An 18916-nucleotide genomic window follows, 5' to 3' on the forward strand; every position below is an offset into this window, starting at 1 on the left:
GAAGCCGCCGCCCGCGCCCTCCGTGGCGCCCTCGAAGCTCGTCGGAGACATCAGCCGCCTGATCGAGGCGGCACGCCAGCGGGCGGCGGTGACCGTGAACGCCGTGCTCACCCGGCTCTACTGGCGCATCGGCGCGCGGATCCGGACCGAGGTGCTCCGGTACGCCCGCGCTGCCTACGGCGACAGGGTGATCGCCGCGCTCGCGGAGCAGCTCCAGCGCCGCTACGGCCGCGGGTTCTCGGAGAAGACGCTGCGGCGCATGGTCCAGTTCGCCGAGGCCTTCCCCGAGGAGCCGATTGTCGCGGCGCTGTCGCGACAATTGACCTGGAGCCACTTCGTCCTCCTGCTGCCGCTCGAGGCTCCCCTCGCGCGCGCGTTCTCCCCTCGCGCGCGCGTTCTACGCCGAGATGTGCCGCGTCGAGCGGTGGAGCGTGCGCGCGCTCCGCCAGCAGATCGACAGCATGCTCTACGAGCGGACCGCGCTCTCCCGCACGCCCAAGGGCGTCGTCGAAGCCCAGCTCGCGGCGTTGCGGGCCGAGGACCAGGTCACCCCCGAGATGCTCCTGAAGGACCCCTACGTCCTGGATTTTCTCGGCGTTCAGGACCGCTACCTCGAGAAGGATCTCGAGGACGCCATCCTGCGCGAGCTGGAGGCGTTCATCCTGGAGCTCGGGAGCGGGTTCTGCTTCGTCGCCCGCCAGAAGCGGATCCAGATCGACGGGGACGACTTTTACATCGATCTCGTCTTCTACAATCGAAAGCTCCAGCGGCTCGTGGCGGTCGACCTGAAGGTCGGCGCGTTCAAGGCCGAGTACAAGGGGCAGATGGAGCTCTACCTGCGCTGGCTCGACCGCCACGAGCGCGAGCCCGGAGAGGAAACACCCCTCGGGATCATCCTCTGTGCCGGCAAGCGCCGCGAGCAGATCGAGCTCCTGGAGCTGGGCAAGACGGGCATCCACGTCGCGGAGTACCTCACCGTCCTGCCGCCCCGTGACGAGCTCGCCCGCAGGCTCCACGCCGCGGTGGAACATTCACGCGCGCGGCTCGCGCCGCCCGAGGAGGCCAAATGAGCGACAGCACGTCGACGCAGCCGAAGAGGAGCCCGCCCACGAACCCCCGCGACCACCTCGTCCGCGCCCTGCACGCCGACCTGATCGGCCCCTACCAGCTCGACGAGGAGGGCATCGTCGAGCAGGAGGTCCTCGAGCTTCCGCCGTCCCGCCACTACCTCACCGGCTTCCTCGCCTCCGAAGAAGAACGTGAGCCCGAGGACCCGACCGCCGACGACAGCCTCGGCGCCGGCCCAGACGAGCCCGAGGAGGAAACTCAGGGGGAGGAGCCCGAGGACAAGCGGCCCAATCTCTGGCCCGCGTCCATCGGAATGAGCGTGCTCGTCCCCAGGGAGACGCGCGACGTCAAGGTCACCGTCCGCTTCGCCGAGTATCACCCCGAGACCCTGAAGCCCGAAGGGCGCGGCCGAGGGCAGCGCGTCTGGAAGCGAACACCGCGGCAGACGATCTCCACGGACGTCCCGCTGGACCCGCAGATCCTCAAGAACGGGATCCGCCTGCGGGACACGGTGGGCCTCGTGATCTACGGCCAGCTCAAGGCCGTCGAGCACGCGCGCGGGCTCCGGGAGGGGACGCAGGCGCTCGCGCTCTTCGTCGTGAACCAGCGCGGCGCTGGCGAGAAGGGCCGGCGCGACGAGCAGATGGTCTTCCAGATCGAGATGGAGATCGAGTGCACCGAGGGCATCGTCCCGCGGCCGAACTTCTCCGACGAGGAGAGCGACCAGTGGGACCAGAAGGTCGCCGATCTCCAGTTCCGTGAGCGCGTCGAGTACGCGGTCGGTCACGGCGTCGCTGTCGTGGTGCCCCCGGGTCAGAGCTCATTGGACGATGGGGGCTCGCCCGGCGAGCCGGGCTCTGCCCCCAAACCCTTGGTCAACGATGGGGGCTCGCCCGGCGAGCCGGGCTTTGCCCCCAAACCCCCGGTCACCCGCGTGAAGACCACATGGCTCCCCGAATACGAGGTGCGGCGGGTCGTTGCGCACGAGGAAGACGACGTGAACGTCGCGATGGACGAGCTCGCGAAGCTCGACAGCGCCGAGGTGGTGCGCGAGCGGCTCCAGCGCCTGCCTGCGGCCTACGGGGCGTGGATCGAGCGGCAGCGAGGCGTCGCGCTCGAGGGCGACAGGCGCGCAGAGACCCGCGACGAGCTCATGCGGAAGGCCGACGACGCGCGGCGGCGGATCCAGGAGGGCATCGCGCTCCTCGAGAGCGACGCGCAGATCCGCCAGGCGTTCTGCCTGGCCAACGAGGCGATGGCCGAGGCCGCACGGCACCGGAGCCCTTCTCGGTACCAGGGCGGCGAGCGCCCCGAATGGCGCCTCTTCCAGCTCGCGTTCCTGCTGATGAACCTCCACGGCGTGGCCAGCGGCGAGCACCCCGATCGCGAGCGCGTCGAGCTGATCTTCTTCCCGACCGGCGGCGGCAAGACGGAGGCCTACCTCGGCGTCATCGCCTTTTGCCTGCTCCTCCGCCGCCTGCGGCGGGCGAAGCTGCCCGACGGCGGGCTCGGCGTCACCGTGCTCCTCCGGTATACCCTGCGCCTGCTCACGCTCGACCAGCTCGGCCGCGCGGCGACGCTCGTCTGCGCGCTCGAATCCCAGCGCCGGAAGATGCCCGCGGTGCTCGGCGACACGCGCTTCTCGGTCGGCCTCTGGGTCGGGCGCAGCGCCACGGCCAACACCCTGGACGAGGCGTCGAAGCTCGTCACAGGCTTCAAGCTCGGCGCGAACGGCAATCCGTGCCCGCTGCCCACCTGCCCGTGGTGCGGCAAGGAGCTCGGCGCGGGCAGCCTGACGCTCCTGCCCTCGAAGACCGCGCCCGACGAGGTGCGGGTCGGCTGCACCAGCGAGATCTGCGAGTTCTCGCGCGCCAACAACGACGAGGGCATCCCGGTCGTCTTCGTCGACGAGCAGGTCTACCGGGAGCTGCCGAGCTTCCTCATCGCCACCGTCGACAAGTTCGCGATGATGCCCTGGCGCGGCGAGGCCGGCATGCTGTTCGGCAAGGTCGGCGCGCGCGACGGCCGGCGCTTCTACGGCCCGATGGACGGGAAGCCACCGCGCACGGCGAAGAACCTCCCCGGCGGCCTCGCGCCTCCCGAGCTCATCGTGCAGGACGAGCTGCACCTGATCTCGGGCCCCCTCGGCACCATGGTCGGCCTCTACGAGACGGCGGTCGACGCCCTCTGCTCGCGCCAGACCAGCACCGGCGTCGTGCGGCCCAAGGTGCTGGCCGCGACAGCCACGGTCCGCCGCGCCGATACGCAGATCCAGGCGCTCTTCGGTCGCCCGGCGAGCACGGTGAGCGTGTTCCCGCCGCCCGGCATCGACGACTCCGAGACGTACTTCGCGACCGTCGACACGAAGAGCCCCGGCCGGAAATACGTCGGCGTGGCCGCGCAGGGGCGCAGCATGAAGGCGATTCTCCTGCGCGTGTACCGGACGCTGCTCGCGGGGGCGATGAGGACCTACGACCCGTCGTCGTCGCCCCAGCAGACGGCGGACGCGTACATGACGCTCGCCGGCTATTTCAACAGCCTCCGGGAGCTCGGAGGGATGCGGCGGCTGGTCGAGGACGAGGTGCTCGGCCGCGCCGCGCAGGCGGAAGAGGCGCGGCCGATGAACGCGACGGGCAAGCACCTCTGGTTCGCCAACCGGGATATCGGCGAGCCGGTCGAGCTGACGAGCCGCGAGCACACCGACGCGGTGAAGCGCACCAAGGATCGGCTCAACAAGCCCTGGAGCGATCCCGAGCGGATCAACGTGCTGCTCGCGAGCAACATGATCTCGGTCGGCGTCGACATCGATCGACTCGGCCTGATGGTGGTCGCGGGGCAGCCGAAGACGACGGCCGAGTACATCCAGGCGTCGAGCCGCGTCGGCCGCCAGGACAGGTGGCCGGGGCTCGTGGTGACCGTGTACAACCTCCACAAGCCGCGGGATCGCTCCCATTACGAGCACTTCGCCGCCTACCACGAGAGCTTCTACCGCTTCGTCGAGGCCACGAGCGTGACGCCGTTCTCGGGTCCCGCCCTCGACCGCGGCCTCGTCGGCATGCTCGTCGCGATGGTCCGCTTCGCCTCCCGCGATCTGACGCTGCCGAAGGGCGCCATGGCGCTGCCGGCAAACCGGCACCTGGCGAACGCCGTCCTCGACCAGATCGCCGCGCGCGCGAGCGGCCAGCCCGAGCTGAACCAGGACGGGCAAAAGAAGCTCGAGGAAGAGCTCCGGATGCGCGGGCACAACCTGCTCGACACCTGGACCGATCTGGTGCGGTCGACCCCCGAGGAGCCAAAGCAGCGCCGGTACTCGAAGTTCGACCGGGAGAAGGTCGGCGGCAAGCCGCTGCTCTACACGCCGCTCGACGAGGAGCGCCCAGGTCCCGACACGCCCGATGGCCGCTTCGCGGCGCCCACGTCGCTGCGGGACGTCGAGTCGACCGCGCACCTCTGGCTCATCGGGCGACGCCTGGGGAGGCAAAGCTGATGGCCATCGCGAAGAAGACCGCGAAGGGCGGGCACAAGCCCCCCGAGGGCAAGATCCGGCTGGGCCAGGTCGTGATGACGTTCGGTCCGGGCGCGATGGTCGACCTGCTCGACCACGCCGTGCTCATCGGCGGCACCGACTTCTGGCGCTACGACAGGCACAAGGATCAAGGCTTCATCGACGAGCCCCGCCTGCGCGACGCCATCATCGCCAGGGTCGGCTCGAAGCTCGGGATCGAGCTCAGCATCAACCGCGCGTTCCGGCTACCCCCCGCGGGCGACGACGACGCGCCGTCGCAATACAACGGTATCCAGGTCGCCGAGTTCCCGTCGTGGTTCCTCTGCCAGCGTTGTCGCGCGCTCGGGCCGTCGAGGAACCTCGAGCGTGAGAAGGGGCGCTACGTTCACCGCTGCACCAACACCCAGCAGGGCTTCTGCGTCCCCGTGCGGTTCGTGGCGACGTGCAAGCGCGGCCACCTCGACGAGTTCCCCTGGAGCTGGTTCGTGCACCCATCCCAGGAGACGCGGTGCGAATCGCTGGATCTCCATCTCAAGGAGGACGCGTCCGGCGACTTCGCCCATATCCGCGTCTGCTGCGGCGTCTGCGGCGCGGAGCGAAAGCTCTCGGAGGCGCGCGAGCCCAAGATCCTGCCCCAGTGCCGGGGGGAAAGGCCGTGGCTCGGCGTCGAGGGACGCGAGGAGAAGGGCTGCGAGGAGAAGCTCAACCTGCTCGTCCGCACGGCGAGCAGCGGTTACTTCTCGCAATGGATGAGCGCGCTGTCGATCCCCGACAAGGCGCGCGAGGTCCTGAACAAGGTCAGCGAAGCGGACGTGTGGAATGTCGTGCAAGAGGCCAAGCGCGAGGAGCTCGCGCTGCTGCGCAAGGTCGTGGCCTCCGTGCGCAATGCGCTGCGCGACTACGACGACGACCAGGTGTGGACCGCGATGGAGACGATCCGCAAGGGCAAGTCTCCGGCGAGGGACGAGCTCCGGACCGCGGAGTACAAGGTCTTCCTCGAGGCGAAGGACGAGGTGGATGGCCAGCTTCCGCCGCGGGACGAGGACTTCTTCGCCTGTCGCCTGTCCCCGAAGCGGCATCCGTTGCCGCCGAAGGTGAGCCGCATCGTGCTCGCCAAGAAGGTGCGTCAGGTGCGCGCCCAGATCGGCCTGACGCGCCTGTCGGCAACGCAGATGAACCTGCAGGGCGAAACCGAGGACACGAGCACCCTCCAGCCGCTCGGGCTGACGCCGACCTGGCTGCCGGCGGCAGAGATCTTCGGCGAGGGCGTGCTGGTCTGCCTGGACGAAGAGGCGGTTCGGAAATGGGAGAGCCGACCCCCGGTGATTCGTCGCGAGGAGGAGCTCGCCGAAGGGTACAAGCAGGAGTACAAGGGAAACAACCGGGGGCCGAAGTTTCCGGGGGCCAGGTTCTACCTTCTGCACTCGCTCTCGCACCTCCTCGTGTCCTCGATCTCGCTCCAGTGCGGCTATTCGGCGAGCGCGCTCTCCGAGCGCATCTACTGTGCGCCGGCGACCGACGACCTGCCGATGGCGGCGATCTTCATCATGACCGGCACGAGCGGCGCCGAGGGCACGCTCGGAGGGCTCGTCGAACAAGGTCGCTTCATCGGCCGGCACCTCCGTCGCGCCTGGGACATGGCCTCGCTGTGCTCGAACGATCCGGTCTGCGCGCATCATTCGCCCGGGGACCAGTCGGGGCGCCACCTCGAGGGCGCCGCCTGCCATGGGTGCCTGTTCGTCGCAGAGCCAGCGTGTGAGCGATTCAACCGCTACCTGGACCGGGCGCTCGTCGTGCCAGCGATGGGGCACGATCCCGAGCTCGCCTTCTTCAAGGTCCGGCCGTGACGGGGGCGGGGTTATCCGCGGTCACGGAGCAGGATCTCCTTGCCCTCGTCGCCGCGCTCGACCGGGGGGACGTGCGCGCGCCGATGAACGAGACGGGCCTGCGGGCCAACGGCTTCGGGCACCTCGTCGACGCGTTGCGGCCTTATCTGAAGCTCGGTCGGGAAGGCATTCACGCGGTCGTCGACGTCGTGCTCGCCGAGCGGCGGCATCGCAAGGCCGCCAGGCTCACCCTGGTCTGGACGGGCGACGACCCGGGCGTCAGCCATTCTCGCCACACGCGGGTCCTCCTGCCCGAGCTCTTCGAGCGGGCGCGGCAGCACGTGCTCGTCGCCGGCTATTCCATCGACCACGGCGCGGAGCTCTTCGCGTCGCTGCACCGGGGCATGGTCGACCATGGGGTGACGGCGGATCTTTTCGTGGACGTGGATCAGCTCGCCAAGCGGCTGGAGCAGGCGGCAAGGGGCGCAGGGCAGAGCTGGCCCCTGGTGTCGGCGCCGCTCGTGGCGGCCAAGGGGAATGTGGCGCGGGGGCAGGCCGTGGTGGCGCTGTTCTTCCGGCTGATGTGGCCGTTCGGCGATCCGAGGCCGGTCGTCTATTTCGACCCGAGGACGGCAGACAGGCAGAGCGCGGTCAGCCTGCACGCGAAGTGTGTCGTGATCGACCATGAGTACACGCTCATCACGTCGGCGAACTTCACGGATCGCGGGCAGACGCGTAACCTGGAGGCAGGGGTGGCGATCGAGGACCAGGGGTTCGCGGCGTCCCTCGAGAGGCAATGGCTTAACCTGGTGGATGCGGGGGTGGTCGTGAGGGCGTGACGCGCGCCCGACCGGAAAGGAGCTTGCGTTGATCTCGACGTTCACCTGGCTGGATCATTCGGATCGGGAGCGGCAGCGCGTCCTCGAAGCGATCGACCGCTTCAAGGAGAGCGACACGCGCGACGAGCTCGGGCTCGGCAGCATCCGCGACGCCTTCGCTGATCTGTTCTTCCCGGGCACCAGCGTCATCCAGACGCGGGCCCGGTATTTCCTCTTCGTTCCCTGGATCTACCTCGAGCTCGAAGGCCGCGAGACGCCCTCGCGCGAGATCGAGGCGAAGGCGCGCAAGGCCGAGACGAAGCTCATCCAGGTGCTGAAGGCGTCGGATGACCCGTTAGGGACGATCGGCGGCCTCGCCGGTGAGACCTTGAAACGACTTCCGAGCAACGTCTACTGGCTCGGCCTCGCGGCCTGGGGCATACGCAGCTTCGACGGTTCGCAGGACGACTACCACCGCTCCCTCGACCGATTCTTCGCCGTACGCGACCGCGCTGGGCGGGACGACGACGGCGAGAGCCTCGACGGGCGCGTGCGCCGCAACTGGCACGCCAGCATCCCGGCGCCACCCGACGGCTTCCCAGGCAAAGCCGGATTCGCCCTGCGACGCGAGGAGGCTCGCTATCTCGTCGACCGGATCCAGCTCTCCGCACCGCGCTCGCTGCTCGCCTTCCTGGCGCGCCGCGGTCGCGCCGCCGAGGTCGACTTCGCGTGGATGCACCCCCAGCTAGGTGAGCTCTCCGGCGAGGTGCAGGAGGCGCTCACGCACGCGCGGCTTCTCGCGGAGACGATGCAAGGCGCGGCGTGGCTCTACAATGTGATGCTCGCGGAGGAGCGCGCGAAATCGACGGGGAACGGCGACGCCGTGGAGCGGTTCCGGGGCGAGCTCGCCGGCTGGTCGGAAGAGATGCGCGGACGGCGCGGGGCGGTCGCCTCCTGGGACCGCTCCGCCTTCTGGAGCCTGGTCCGCCAGCACGCCCGTGTGGCACGGACGACAGAAGCGTTCGTCGAGGGCTGGCTCAAGCTCACGCCGTGGGACAAGCCGGGCGGCGGGGCGGACGACAAGGCGGCGCGCGCGCTGGTGTGGCAGCGGGAGCAGCAACTCAAGGGCGGCCGGGCGCGGCTCACCAACCCCCGCGCGCTGGAGCTCTGGGGGGGCGAGTCGGGCACGGCGCGCCTCACTTACCGGTGGCCGTCGGCGAGCCGGCTGCTGGCCGACATCTACGCGGCCCTGGGCCGGGGAGGGGACGATGCTTGAGCCGGGTAATCGCCGGGTGCTCCTGGAGGCGCTGCGACCGCCGGACGGTTATGTCGTCGACCGGACCCTCGCCACGACCTATTCGCTCGACCTGATCGCATTGCTGGTCGCGCCGCTGTCCTTTTCGCTCTTCGACAGGATCGCACGCCGCGGGGATCCAGCGGCCGACGAGGCCGAGCCGCTGGGGGCGACGGCGCTGCTCCAGGCCGTGCGCGCCCATGCCGAGAAGCTCGTGGTGTTCTGCCAGGCGGGTTGTATCGCGCGCCCGGCGCAGTACCGCCAGCTCCTCGCCTACCTGGAAGGGTCCGTCGTCCAGGTGCGCGCGCGAAGCGAACAGGGGGTGTTCCACCCCAAGGTATGGGTGCAGCGCTTCACCTCGGCCGACGGCCCCGTGCGGTATCGGGTCCTGATCAACTCCCGTAACCTCACCTTCGATCGGTCGTGGGACACGATGCTCTCGCTGGAGGGCGAGCTCAAGGACCGCACCAACGCGATCGCCCGGAACCATCCGCTCGGGGACTTCCTGGCGGCGCTCCCCGGCCTCGCGGTGCGCCCCGTCTCCGGACGGGTGGTGACGGACACCGCGCTCCTTGCCGACGAGGTGCGCCGCGTCGCGTTCGAGGAGCCGGAGGGGTTCGAGGATCTCAAATTCTGGCCCCTCGGCCATGACGACAAGACGCGGTGGCCGTTCGATACACGGATCGATCGGATGCTTGTGATCTCGCCGTTCGTCGCCGCAGAGACGCTCGGGCGGCTGACCACGACCGGGAGCGGGCACGTGCTCGTTTCGCGGACGGAGGAGCTCGCCCGCGTCTCCCCCGCGACGTTCGCGCGCTTCGACGAGGTGCACATCCTCAATGAAGGAGCGGAGGGCGAGCGTGAGGACGGTGACGACGGCGGGGATGGTGACGCTGGCGAGGCGATCACCGCCGACACGGCCGCGCGCGGGCTTCACGCCAAGCTCTATATCGCCGATGCGGGGCGTAGCGCGCACGTATGGACGGGATCCGCCAACGCGACGCGAGCGGCGTTCCACGAGAACGTAGAGCTCCTCGTCGAGCTCACGGGCAAGAAGGGCAAGGTGGGCATTGACGCTGCGCTCGGCGATGGTGGCGGGTCGGCTGCGCTGCGGGCGCTCCTCGTGCCGTTCACGCCGTCCGGGGAGGCTGCGCCCGAAGACCCCGTCGACGCGGCGCTCGACCGTCGGCTACGCGGCCTACGCCTCGCGCTGGGGAGCGCTCCATGGCGGGCGAAGGTCGAGCGCGAGCCCGCGCCGGGTGACGACACCGAGCGCTACTGCGTCCACCTCCGCGCGGAGGGCGTGCGGCTCGACTTCGGGCCGGGCACCGAGGTGCGCTGCTGGCCGATCGCGCTCCCGCCGGATCGCGCGATGGGCCTGTCGCTGTCCAGCGCCGGCGCGTCGACCACCTTCTCCCGGTGCTCGTTTCAGGCCCTGACGAGCTTCTTCGCCTTCCATGTCGTGGTTCAGGAGGGGGCGCGGACAGAGCGGATCGTCTTCGTGGTCAACACCCCGCTCGACGGGGCGCCGGAGCACCGGCATGCGCGCATCCTGCTGGCGATGCTCGATGATCCAGCCAAGGTGATGCGCTTTCTCCGGATGCTCCTCGCGCTCGATCCGGTGGAAGGCATCGAGGAGCTGCTCGACGCGGAGGGCACGACGGAAGGGGCGACATCCTGCTGGTCCGGCGGGGGCTCGGGGACGCCGCTGCTCGAGGCCCTTCTCCGGGCGCTCGATCACGAGCCGGAGCGGCTGCGCGAGTTCGAACGCGCAGTGCAGGAGCTCGGGACCACCCCGGAGGGCGCGGCCGTGCTACCGCCCGATCTCTGGCGCATCTGGGAGCCCGTTCGCTCCGCCTGGGAGGCGCAGCGCTCCAGAGGAGGCCGATCATGAACGGAGGCAAGGAGGCGCGTGTCGCCGATGCGGTGCTGGCAGGACTCAAGGACTTCCAGCGGCGGACGGTCGATTGGGTGTTCGAGCGGCTCTATGAGAAAGAGGGCGGGAGTGGCCGTTTCCTCGTGGCGGACGAGGTCGGCCTCGGCAAGACGCTCGTCGCTCGCGGCGTGATCGCGCGCGCGATCGATCACTTGCGCGCGACGGTGCCGCGCATCGACGTGCTGTACATCTGCTCGAACGGTGACATCGCGAGGCAGAACATCCAGCGGCTGAAGCTCGATGGAGACGGTCACGTGGCCCTGGCGTCGCGCCTGACCATGCTTCCTCTCGAGGTGGGCAAGCTCAAGAGCACGAGCACCGGGGTCAATTTCATCTCGTTCACGCCGGCGACGTCGTTCGACGTACGCGACGGGCTGGGCCAGGCGCAGGAGCGGGTGCTGCTCTACTGGATGCTCCGCAAGGCGTGGGATCTCGGCGCTGGCAAGGCGATGATCAACGTGTTTCGTGGTCACGTCGGCGCCGACCGTTTCCGTGAACGGATCGACAGCTTCGACCGGTCCTTGATCGACGTTGCCGCCCAGGAGGCCTTCGAAAAGGCGCTCTCCAAGCGCGTGGCGCAGGAGAGGGAGGGAGGCGCGGTCGATCTGCGCGCGCAGCTCGACGCGCTGTGCCAGGCCTTCTCCTCGTCGAGCCGGACGATCGACCAGGAGACCGGCCGCGCCCGCGGCCGCTTCGTTGGCGCGCTCCGGTCGGTGCTGGCGGAGAGCTGCGTCGAGGCGCTCGAGCCAGATATCGTGATCCTCGACGAGTTCCAGCGCTTCAGCCATCTGCTCGACGACGACGAGGATGAGGCGAGCGTGCTCGCGCGCGCCGTGTTCGAGTACCCGAAGGTCCGGGTGCTGCTCCTGTCGGCGACCCCCTACAAGATGTACACGCTGAGCGACGAGGAGGGCGAGGACGACCACTACCGCGACTTCGTGCGCACCATCCGTTTTCTCGAGGGGAAGACGGGCGGCACCCGTCTGATCGAGGACGAGATGGAAGCGTACCAGTCCGCCGTCCTCGGGCTGACGCAGGCCGATGGGCCCGAGCGCCTCCGCAGAGCGACCGGGCGGCTCACGGAGCGGCTCCGCCGGGTGATGGTCCGGACCGAGCGGCTCGCCTCGACGCCGGACCGGAACGGGATGCTCGTCGAGGTGCCCGGAGCGCCGCTGGAGCTTCGTTCGAGCGACGTGCTCGACTACCTCGCCGTGCAGGCCGTGTCGCGGGTGGTCGGGCAGCAGGATGCCATCGAGTACTGGAAGAGCGCGCCTTATGTGCTCAGCTTCCTGGACGAGGGCTACAAGCTCAAGACCGAGCTGCGCAAGGCGCTCGACGCGGGCGACCAGAGGATGCCTGTCGCCCGGGCCCTGTCGCTCTCTCCGACGGCCACGCTGCCCTGGGACAAGGTGCACGGCTATAAGGAAGTCGAGCCAGGCAACCCGCGGATGCGGGCGCTGGTGGACGAGCTCCTCGGGACCGGCGCGCATCGCCTGCTCTGGATCCCGCCTGCGATGCCGTACTACGCGCTCGGCGGGCCGTTCGCGGATGCGGGCGTGGCGCGGCTGACGAAGCGGCTCGTCTTTTCGTCGTGGCGGGTAGTCCCCCGGGCCATCGCGGCGATGCTGAGCTACGAGGTCGAACGACGGGTGTTCAGTGAGGATCCGGGCGCGGAGTACACGCCGGAGTACCGGGCGGGGCGGCGCGGGTCGCTGCGCTTCGGTGCGGAGGCCGATGGCCGCCTGACCGGCATGGCCGTGCTCGCGTTGCTCTACCCGAGCCTCTACCTCGCCGAAGCGTGCGATCCTGCGAAGCTTTCGGTCGAGCTCGCCCGGGATCGCTCGTGCGGCGACGCGCCGTGCAGCCTGGGCGCGATCCCCGCGACAGACATCCTTCAGCTGGCGAAGGAGCGGATCCAGTTCGCCGTGGACAAGCACCTGCCCCGCACCCGGGCGGATGGCCCTGCGGACGAGCGCTGGTACTGGGCCGCCCCGTTGCTTCTCGACCGCAAGCTCAGGGAGGCGACGACGGTCGCCTGGTTCCAGCAAGAGGACCTCGCTGCGGCATGGTCCGGCGCGGCGGACGCTGACGAGCCTGTCGAGGGCGAGGAGCGCGCCGGACGGGGCCGCTGGGCGGAGCATGTCGAGGAGGCGCGGACCGTCGCGCTCGGCGGCGTGGCCGCGGCGACGTCGGCGGAAGGGCAGAAAGCGCTCGGGCGGATGCCCGACGACCTTGTAGATGTCCTGGCGCATCTCGCCATCGGCGGGCCTGCGGTCACCATGTTCCGGGCGATGCTCCATGTCGTGGGCGGCGAATCCGCTCTCGACGAGGCGGGGCGGACGGCCCTTCGCAATGGCGCGGGGACCACCGCGTGGGCGTTCCGCGCGCGGTTCAACCAGCCCGAGGTGGTGGCGCTCCTGCGCGGCATGAGGCGGGACGATGATACGACGCCGTACTGGCGACAGGTCCTCGACTACTGCGTCAACGGCTGTCTCCAGGCGGTGCTCGACGAGTACGTGCACGTGCTCCGCGATCACCTGGGCCTGCTCGCCGGGACGATCGGCGAGCGCGTTCACGAGGTAGCGGACGAGATCGTGCAGGCGATTGAGCTCCGGACGTCGCGTGTCGCCATCGACGATCTTGTGCGCAGCGAGGCCGGCCGCACGGTGAAGCGCGTGAGCCGCAATCTACGGACGCATTTCGCTCTCCGGTATGGGGACGAGCGCTCGGATGACGGGTCCCTGGTGACGCGCGCTGACCACGTGCGCAAAGCGTTCAACTCGCCGTTTTGGCCATTTGTGCTGACGACGACATCTGTAGGCCAGGAAGGGCTCGACTTTCATACATATTGTCACTCCGTCCTTCACTGGAACGTGCCGTCGAACCCGGTCGACTTCGAGCAGCGTGAGGGCCGCGTTCATCGCTACAAGGGCCACGCGGTGCGCAAGAACATCGCCGAGGCGCACGGGGAAGCGGCGATTCACGACGGCGACCGCGATCGCTGGGAGGCCATGTTCGCGCGCGCCCTGGAGCGGCGCTCCGCAGACGCGACGCATATCGTGCCGTACTGGATCTTCCTCGATGGCGCCGCGCGCATTGAACGGCACGTCCCTGCGCTGCCGCTCAGCCATGATCGAGAGCGCATCCAGCGACTGCGCAGCTCCCTCGCCGTCTATCGTATGGTCTTTGGCCAGCCGCGACAGGAGGACCTTGTCGCCTACCTGATCGAGCGGGTACCCCGGTCGGAGCTGGACACGTTGATGGCGGAGCTGCGCATCGATCTGAGCCCGGACCGCAGTGCGTCAGCCTGAAGCGCTTGACTGCCGAGCGCGCCCCAACCGATTTGTCTTGTGAACGCTGCGGTCTGCTGGAAGACCAAGAGTTTCGCTATGCCGCCATACGCGAGCAGAACGTGCTCGTAGGATAGTACCACGCTTGCGCGCCGACCGCCCCCCCGCCGCCGCTTCGCTCACTCGATCCCGATCACCACCTTCCCGAAGTGCCTCCCCGCAGCGAGCTTCGCGAGCGCCTCGTTCGCCCGCTCGATCGGAAAGACCTCATCAACCACCGGCCGGATCCCGTGCAGCTCGAGCGCCGCCACGAGCTCCACGGTCGACTGCCTCGACCCGACCACCGCCCCCTCGACGCGGATCGCGCGGAACAGGATCGGCATCGGATCGATCTGGCTCCCAACCCCGCTCAGCAGCCCGATCAAGCTCACGATCCCGCCCGTCTTCACCGCCTGCAGCGATTGCGGCAGCGTCCCTGCGCCGCCCACCTCGATCACCCGGTCCACCCCTTCGCCCCCCGTCAGCCGCAGCACCTCCTCGTGCCACTCCGGCTGTTTCCGGTAGTCGATCGCGTCGGTCACGCCGAGCGCTCGCAGCCGCTCGATCTTCGCCGCGCTGGACGACGTGGCGATCACGCGCAGCCCCGCCGCGCGCGCGAGCTGCGCCGCGAACAGCGAAACCCCGCCGGTCCCCTGCACGAGCACCGTCGCCCCAGGCGCCGGCCGCGGCCCCGACTCGAAGAGCGCCGTCCACGCAGTCACCCCAGCGCACGTCAGCGTCGACGCCTCGTTGAACCCGAGGTGCGCCGGCGCGCGGACGATCGCGTCCTCCCCGAACACCACCAGCTCCGCGAGCACCCCGTCGTTCCCGCCCGCACCGAGCGTCGTGGCGCGGTACTCCCCGCGGAACGGCCCCGAAGCCCACGTCGGGAAGAACGTCGAGATCACGCGATCGCCCTCCTTCCAGCGCCGCACGCCGGCCCCGAGCGCGACGACCTCGCCCGCCGCGTCGCCCAGCGGGACGAGGTCCTCCTTGCGCTCGCCGCCGTACCGGCCGCGCACGACCATGAGGTCACGGTAGTTGATCGACGCGGCGCGGACGCGCACGAGCACCTGCCCCGGACCGGGCTTGGGCGCGGGGCGCTCGGCGAGCGTCCATGCGTCCGACTCCGAAGCGTTCTTCCGAATGATGACAGTCTTCATGGCGTGTCCTCCTGTCCTCCCTGGACACCCCATCCGTAGATCCGTTCCTCCGGGCGCAGTAGTCCGCGCGAGGGAACGTCACCTGTGCTATTTCAGCACAGATCATGATCTCGCTCGCCGCGATCGAGCTGCTCGTCGCCACCGTCGAGACCGGGAGCTTCTCGCGCGCCGCGCGCCGGCTCGGCGTCACGCCGTCCGCGGTGAGCCGGCGCGTGATGCGCCTCGAGCAGGAGCTCGGCGTGGCGCTGCTGGCGCGCACGACGCGGTCGCTCCGCCTGACGGACGACGGGCAGGCCTTCTACGCGCGCTGCGTCCGCATCGTCGAGGAGCTCGGGGAGGCGACCGAGGCGATCGCGCGCGCGAGCAAGAAGCCCGTGGGGCTCCTGCGCGTCGACGCGCCGGTGGCGCTCGGACGGGGCGTGATCGCGCCGGGCCTTCCGCGCTTCGCGGCGCGCTACCCCGACGTGCGGGTCAACCTGACGCTGCGCGATCAGCACGTCGACCCCGTGGCCGAGGGGCTCGACCTGCTCGTGCGCATCGGCCCGCTCGGCGACTCGAGCCTCGTCGCGCGCCGGCTCGGCGCGAGCCGCATCGTCCACTGCGCGGCGCCGTCGTACATCGCGCGGCGCGGCGCGCCGGCGACGCCGACCGATCTCGCTCACCACGACTGCGTCGGGTACCTGCGCGACGGACGGCCCTCAGGGTTCCGCTTCCTGACCGGAGACGGCGACGCCGTGCTCGAGGTGCCCATCTCCGGGCCGTTCCACGCGAACGACGTGGATGTCCTGAGGCACCTCGCGATCGCCGGGAGCGGGATCATCGCGATGTTCGACTTCCTCGCGAAGGACGCGCTGGCCGAGGGGACGCTCGTGACCGTGCTCGACGAGTTTCCGACGACGACCTGGCCAATCCACGCGCTGTACCCGAAGAACCGGCACCTCTTGCCGAAGGTGCGCGTGTTCGTCGATTTTCTCGCGGAGATCTTCGCTCCCTCCTTGCCCCAGCGCCGGGGCGAGCGCCGGCGGAGCGGGCGACGTTGAGCGCTCCCTCGCGAGGGCCGTCAGCGCCGTCAGAACTGGTAGAGCCCGCCCGCCTCGACGCCCCAGCCCGTGCGGTCGGCGTCCTCCTGCGCTGCGGCCGCCGGATCGAGCTTGTGGCGCGTGAGCAACAGGGAAGGCTCGAGCACGATCGAGAGCCCCTTCATCGGCGCGAACGCATAACCCGCGCGCAGGGTCACGTTGCGCTCGATGCCGGGACCATTCGCGGCGACGCGCGCGGGCGCGGTGGCCGGCGCGCCGCCCGCCGCGGGGGTTCCGGGCGTGTAGCCGAGCTGCATCTCGTCGGTGCTGAGCACCACCGCGGTCCCGGCGACGAGGTGCAAAGAGTGCTTGTCCAGGAACGTGACCTTCCCCGACACCCAGCCGCCCACCTCGGCGACGTCGTTCGTGCGATAGCCCTGCCCGAGCGTCAGGAGACCCAGGTTGGCGAGGTTCTTCCCGCCGTACGCCTCGGCCCGCACGTTCAGCGAACCGGCCGTGATCTCGCCGAACAGGTTGCCGCCGAGCGCCAGCCGCCCCTCTTCGGTCGGCAGGTTCGCGTCGAAGGCGAGCCGCGTGCCGATCACCGAGGCGCCCACCCATGCGGTCTTCTCGGCGCGATAGCTCGCGCGCAGCGCGACGGTCGGCGTGCGCGAATACTCGACGTTGTTGAGGATGGCCGTGACGTTCTGGCTGACCAGGCCGAGCGCGGCGCCCACCTCGACGCTGCCGAGGTTCGCCAGGTAGATGAACTGGTGGCGCACGAAGCCCGAGTTTCCGGACTGGAACATCCCACCCACGAGGTTGTACGTGTGCGTGTTCAGCGGCGAGAACAGATCCCAGGTCTGGCCGAGCGTGAGCTTGTGCCCGTCGCCGGGAGTCCACTCCAGGAACGCCTGACGCACGCGAAGGCTCGTCCCCTGGGCCGGCGAGGACTTGCCGAAATCGACGAAATCGACCTCGACCTGCCCCTTCACGGGCGTGCCCTCCCCGACGGCCACGCCGAGGCGCGTCTGCTGCGCCTGGAAGGTGAGGCCGACGGCGTCTGGATCGGCGAGGAACAGCGGGTTCACCGCGGCCGTCGGGGCGGTGTAGTTCGGGTTGCCGAAGGACTCGAGGCCGTTCCCCACGACGACCGTGGGCTTGACGATCCCGTAGACACGCACGAGAGGCTTGTCATCGGCCTTCTTCTGCTCGACCGGCGGAGGAGGCGCAGGACGGGGCTCCTCCACGGGCCGCGCCGCGGCCGCGCCCGGCGCAGCCTGCTGAGCCGGCTCCGCCGGCTGCGCGTTGCTCGTGGCCGGCGCAGCGACTCCGGCCAGCGAGAGAGAGACGACGAGGGTTGCGCTGGGCGTCTTCCAAGTGCTCATGATCAATCTTCTCCGGCGGTGAATCGGACACGCGGGTTCACGTTCCGACATCCACGAGGGCTGCATCGGCGCCGCCGTCGACCACGCCACTCGTCATTTGGGTGTTCACGTGGGTCTCCCGAGAGCACGGTCCGCGCAACGTGGTTTTCAATGAATCGATAATTCTGTTGTGGGCTGGGAATGACGAGACACCCTATTACCAATCCGTCGGGATGCCAAAAAACACGCCCGAGGCTGACGGGGCTCCACGCGGCGAGAGCTCGGCGGTCCGCGTCTTGACAGCCAGGAGGGGCTCTGCGATTCCCCTGGACGGACCTCGCGAGGACCGACGTTGAGCGCGCGCATCATCCTGGTCCGTCACGGCCGCTCGGGGCACGTCCACACCGGCTGGATCGACGCCGCCGGGTTCCAGCGCTGGCGCGACGCCTACGACGCCGCGGGCCTGGCGCCCGGGGAGCTTCCGCCGCCCGCGCTCCAGCGCCTGGCGACGCAGGCGGGCGCGGTGGTCGCGAGCGATCTACCGCGCGCCCGCGCCTCGGCCGAGCTGCTCGTCCCCAGCGCCGAGATCGCCACGTCGGCGCTCCTGCGCGAGGTGGAACAGCCGGCGCCGCCGTTCGGCGACGCGCGGGCGCCGCTCGCGGTCTGGGCGCTCGCGATCGGGCTCAGGAAGGCCTACGGGGCGCTCCGCGGCGAGGCGCCGCCCGCTGCGGTGCAGCGCCGCGCGGGCGAGGCGGCCGAGTGGTTGGTCGAGCTCGCGGCCCAGCGCGGCAGCGTGCTCGCGGTCACCCACGCCTGGCTCCGCGAGGTGCTGGCGCAGGCGCTCGCCGATCGCGGGTGGCGGCGCGTGCACGCCTCCGCGCGTTACGCCCACTGGAGCGCGTGGACGCTGACTGACAAGCATCCATCCGGATCGTAGCTTCCCGCCAGCCGTGCGGGCCGATCCAAGCACTACCCCGTGCCCTCCGGCGCGCGCTGGCGGAGCGCGTCCTCCAGCGCGCGCTCGAACACCGCGCGCGATGGATGGACGGTCAGCTTGCGGATGGCGGTATTCGCGATCTGAACCCCGAAGATGACCACCCTGGATTGGAGCAGAAAGTGACCTCCCTCGATCGCATGGAGGACGGAAACCGTCGCCTCGGTCAGCCGCGTGCGCGTCACGTGCTCGTAATCGGTCATCGCCTCCCAGTCGTTGAAGACCAGCACTCGGCCCTCCTCGGCGACCCGCCGCAACATCGCCTCCTCGATCGCCGCGGCGCCCGCCTCCACCAGCACCCCGGTGACACACGTGACCATCAGCGCCGGCGCGGGACACCAGATCTTTACCGTGCCCTCGTTGCACCAGTGGGTCTGAAGGGGGCGGGCAGGGAGCGAGACCATACAGCTGGCGGGTAGACTGGGCCGCGGGCGACCGTTCGTCGAGGACCCCGTCGCACGATCTGCATCAACATGAGGAGCCGCGCGACACGCCAGGATCTCTGCGGTGTCGTGTTGTGAGGGGCCCGACCATCACACGAAGTGAAACATCCAATTCGGGCGGCTGAAAACAACCTGTGCAGCTCTCCTGTTACAG

11 protein-coding genes and 1 pseudogene are annotated in these 18916 nt (G+C 69.8%); 9 read left to right on the forward strand and 3 right to left on the reverse strand.

Going from position 1 to position 18916, the window contains the following annotated elements:
* Window positions 1-22 precede the first annotated feature (22 nt).
* From WMF29_RS17755 to WMF29_RS17785, 7 genes and pseudogenes are all read left to right on the forward strand, one after another.
* Window positions 23-1070 (forward strand): annotated as a pseudogene (locus tag WMF29_RS17755) (PDDEXK nuclease domain-containing protein).
* A complete protein-coding gene (gene drmA, locus WMF29_RS17760; protein WP_437329966.1) occupies window positions 1067-4555 on the forward strand; it encodes a DISARM system helicase DrmA in 3489 nt (1162 codons plus the stop codon). Before WMF29_RS17755 ends, drmA begins: the two are co-directional and overlap by 4 nt.
* A complete protein-coding gene (drmB, locus tag WMF29_RS17765) occupies window positions 4555-6420 on the forward strand; it encodes a DrmB family protein (RefSeq protein ID WP_437329967.1) in 1866 nt (621 codons plus the stop codon). Before drmA ends, drmB begins: the two co-directional genes overlap by 1 nt.
* Entirely contained in the window at window positions 6417-7238 is an 822-nt protein-coding gene (locus tag WMF29_RS17770) for a phospholipase D-like domain-containing protein (RefSeq protein WP_437329968.1), read from the forward strand. The genes drmB and WMF29_RS17770 overlap by 4 nt, the downstream gene beginning before the upstream one ends.
* Window positions 7239-7266: 28 nt before the next feature.
* Window positions 7267-8493 (forward strand): DUF6361 family protein, encoded by a 1227-nt coding sequence (locus WMF29_RS17775; RefSeq protein WP_437329969.1) that lies wholly within the window; start codon window positions 7267-7269, stop codon window positions 8491-8493.
* The gene (locus WMF29_RS17780; RefSeq protein WP_437329970.1) at window positions 8486-10405 is read left to right on the forward strand and encodes a phospholipase D family protein; all 1920 of its coding nucleotides are present in this window, start codon (window positions 8486-8488) and stop codon (window positions 10403-10405) included. The genes WMF29_RS17775 and WMF29_RS17780 overlap by 8 nt, the downstream gene beginning before the upstream one ends.
* Window positions 10402-13758 carry a helicase-related protein gene (locus WMF29_RS17785; RefSeq protein ID WP_437329971.1) on the forward strand — a complete coding sequence of 1119 codons (3357 nt, stop codon included), beginning with the start codon at window positions 10402-10404 and terminating at the stop codon, window positions 13756-13758. Before WMF29_RS17780 ends, WMF29_RS17785 begins: the two co-directional genes overlap by 4 nt.
* Before the next feature lie 158 nt (window positions 13759-13916).
* Here WMF29_RS17785 and WMF29_RS17790 read toward each other — a convergent pair whose 3' ends face one another.
* Window positions 13917-14939: a zinc-dependent alcohol dehydrogenase family protein gene (locus WMF29_RS17790; RefSeq protein ID WP_437329972.1), complete on the reverse strand. Its 1023-nt coding sequence runs from the start codon at window positions 14937-14939 to the stop codon at window positions 13917-13919.
* A 104-nt stretch (window positions 14940-15043) separates the two neighbouring features.
* Here WMF29_RS17790 and WMF29_RS17795 point away from each other — a divergent pair, with 104 nt between their 5' ends.
* A complete protein-coding gene (locus tag WMF29_RS17795; protein WP_437329973.1) occupies window positions 15044-15979 on the forward strand; it encodes a LysR family transcriptional regulator in 936 nt (311 codons plus the stop codon).
* A gap of 29 nt (window positions 15980-16008) precedes the next feature.
* Here the strand turns inward: WMF29_RS17795 and WMF29_RS17800 are convergent, their stop codons facing one another.
* The gene (locus WMF29_RS17800) at window positions 16009-17346 is read right to left on the reverse strand and encodes a hypothetical protein (protein ID WP_437329974.1); all 1338 of its coding nucleotides are present in this window, start codon (window positions 17344-17346) and stop codon (window positions 16009-16011) included.
* A gap of 331 nt (window positions 17347-17677) precedes the next feature.
* Between WMF29_RS17800 and WMF29_RS17805 the strand changes: the two genes are divergently transcribed.
* Window positions 17678-18262 carry a histidine phosphatase family protein gene (locus WMF29_RS17805; RefSeq protein WP_437329975.1) on the forward strand — a complete coding sequence of 195 codons (585 nt, stop codon included), beginning with the start codon at window positions 17678-17680 and terminating at the stop codon, window positions 18260-18262.
* A 32-nt stretch (window positions 18263-18294) separates the two neighbouring features.
* Here WMF29_RS17805 and WMF29_RS17810 read toward each other — a convergent pair whose 3' ends face one another.
* Entirely contained in the window at window positions 18295-18723 is a 429-nt protein-coding gene (locus WMF29_RS17810) for a hypothetical protein (protein WP_437329976.1), read from the reverse strand.
* Window positions 18724-18916 lie beyond the last annotated feature (193 nt).

The sequence above is a fragment of the Sorangium sp. So ce381 genome, assembly GCF_051473845.1.
Lineage (GTDB): Bacteria > Myxococcota_A > Polyangia > Polyangiales > Polyangiaceae > Sorangium > Sorangium atrum.

Coding starts and splice junctions, on each gene's coding strand:
- drmA (WP_437329966.1), top strand. CDS start 1,067: ATGAGCGACAGCACGTCGACGCAGCCGAAGAGGAGCCCGCCCACGAAC.
- drmB (WP_437329967.1), top strand. CDS start 4,555: ATGGCCATCGCGAAGAAGACCGCGAAGGGCGGGCACAAGCCCCCCGAG.
- WMF29_RS17780 (WP_437329970.1), top strand. CDS start 8,486: ATGCTTGAGCCGGGTAATCGCCGGGTGCTCCTGGAGGCGCTGCGACCG.
- WMF29_RS17785 (WP_437329971.1), top strand. CDS start 10,402: ATGAACGGAGGCAAGGAGGCGCGTGTCGCCGATGCGGTGCTGGCAGGA.
- WMF29_RS17790 (WP_437329972.1), bottom strand. CDS start 14,939: ATGAAGACTGTCATCATTCGGAAGAACGCTTCGGAGTCGGACGCATGG.
- WMF29_RS17795 (WP_437329973.1), top strand. CDS start 15,044: ATGATCTCGCTCGCCGCGATCGAGCTGCTCGTCGCCACCGTCGAGACC.
- WMF29_RS17800 (WP_437329974.1), bottom strand. CDS start 17,346: ATGAGCACTTGGAAGACGCCCAGCGCAACCCTCGTCGTCTCTCTCTCG.
- WMF29_RS17810 (WP_437329976.1), bottom strand. CDS start 18,723: ATGGTCTCGCTCCCTGCCCGCCCCCTTCAGACCCACTGGTGCAACGAG.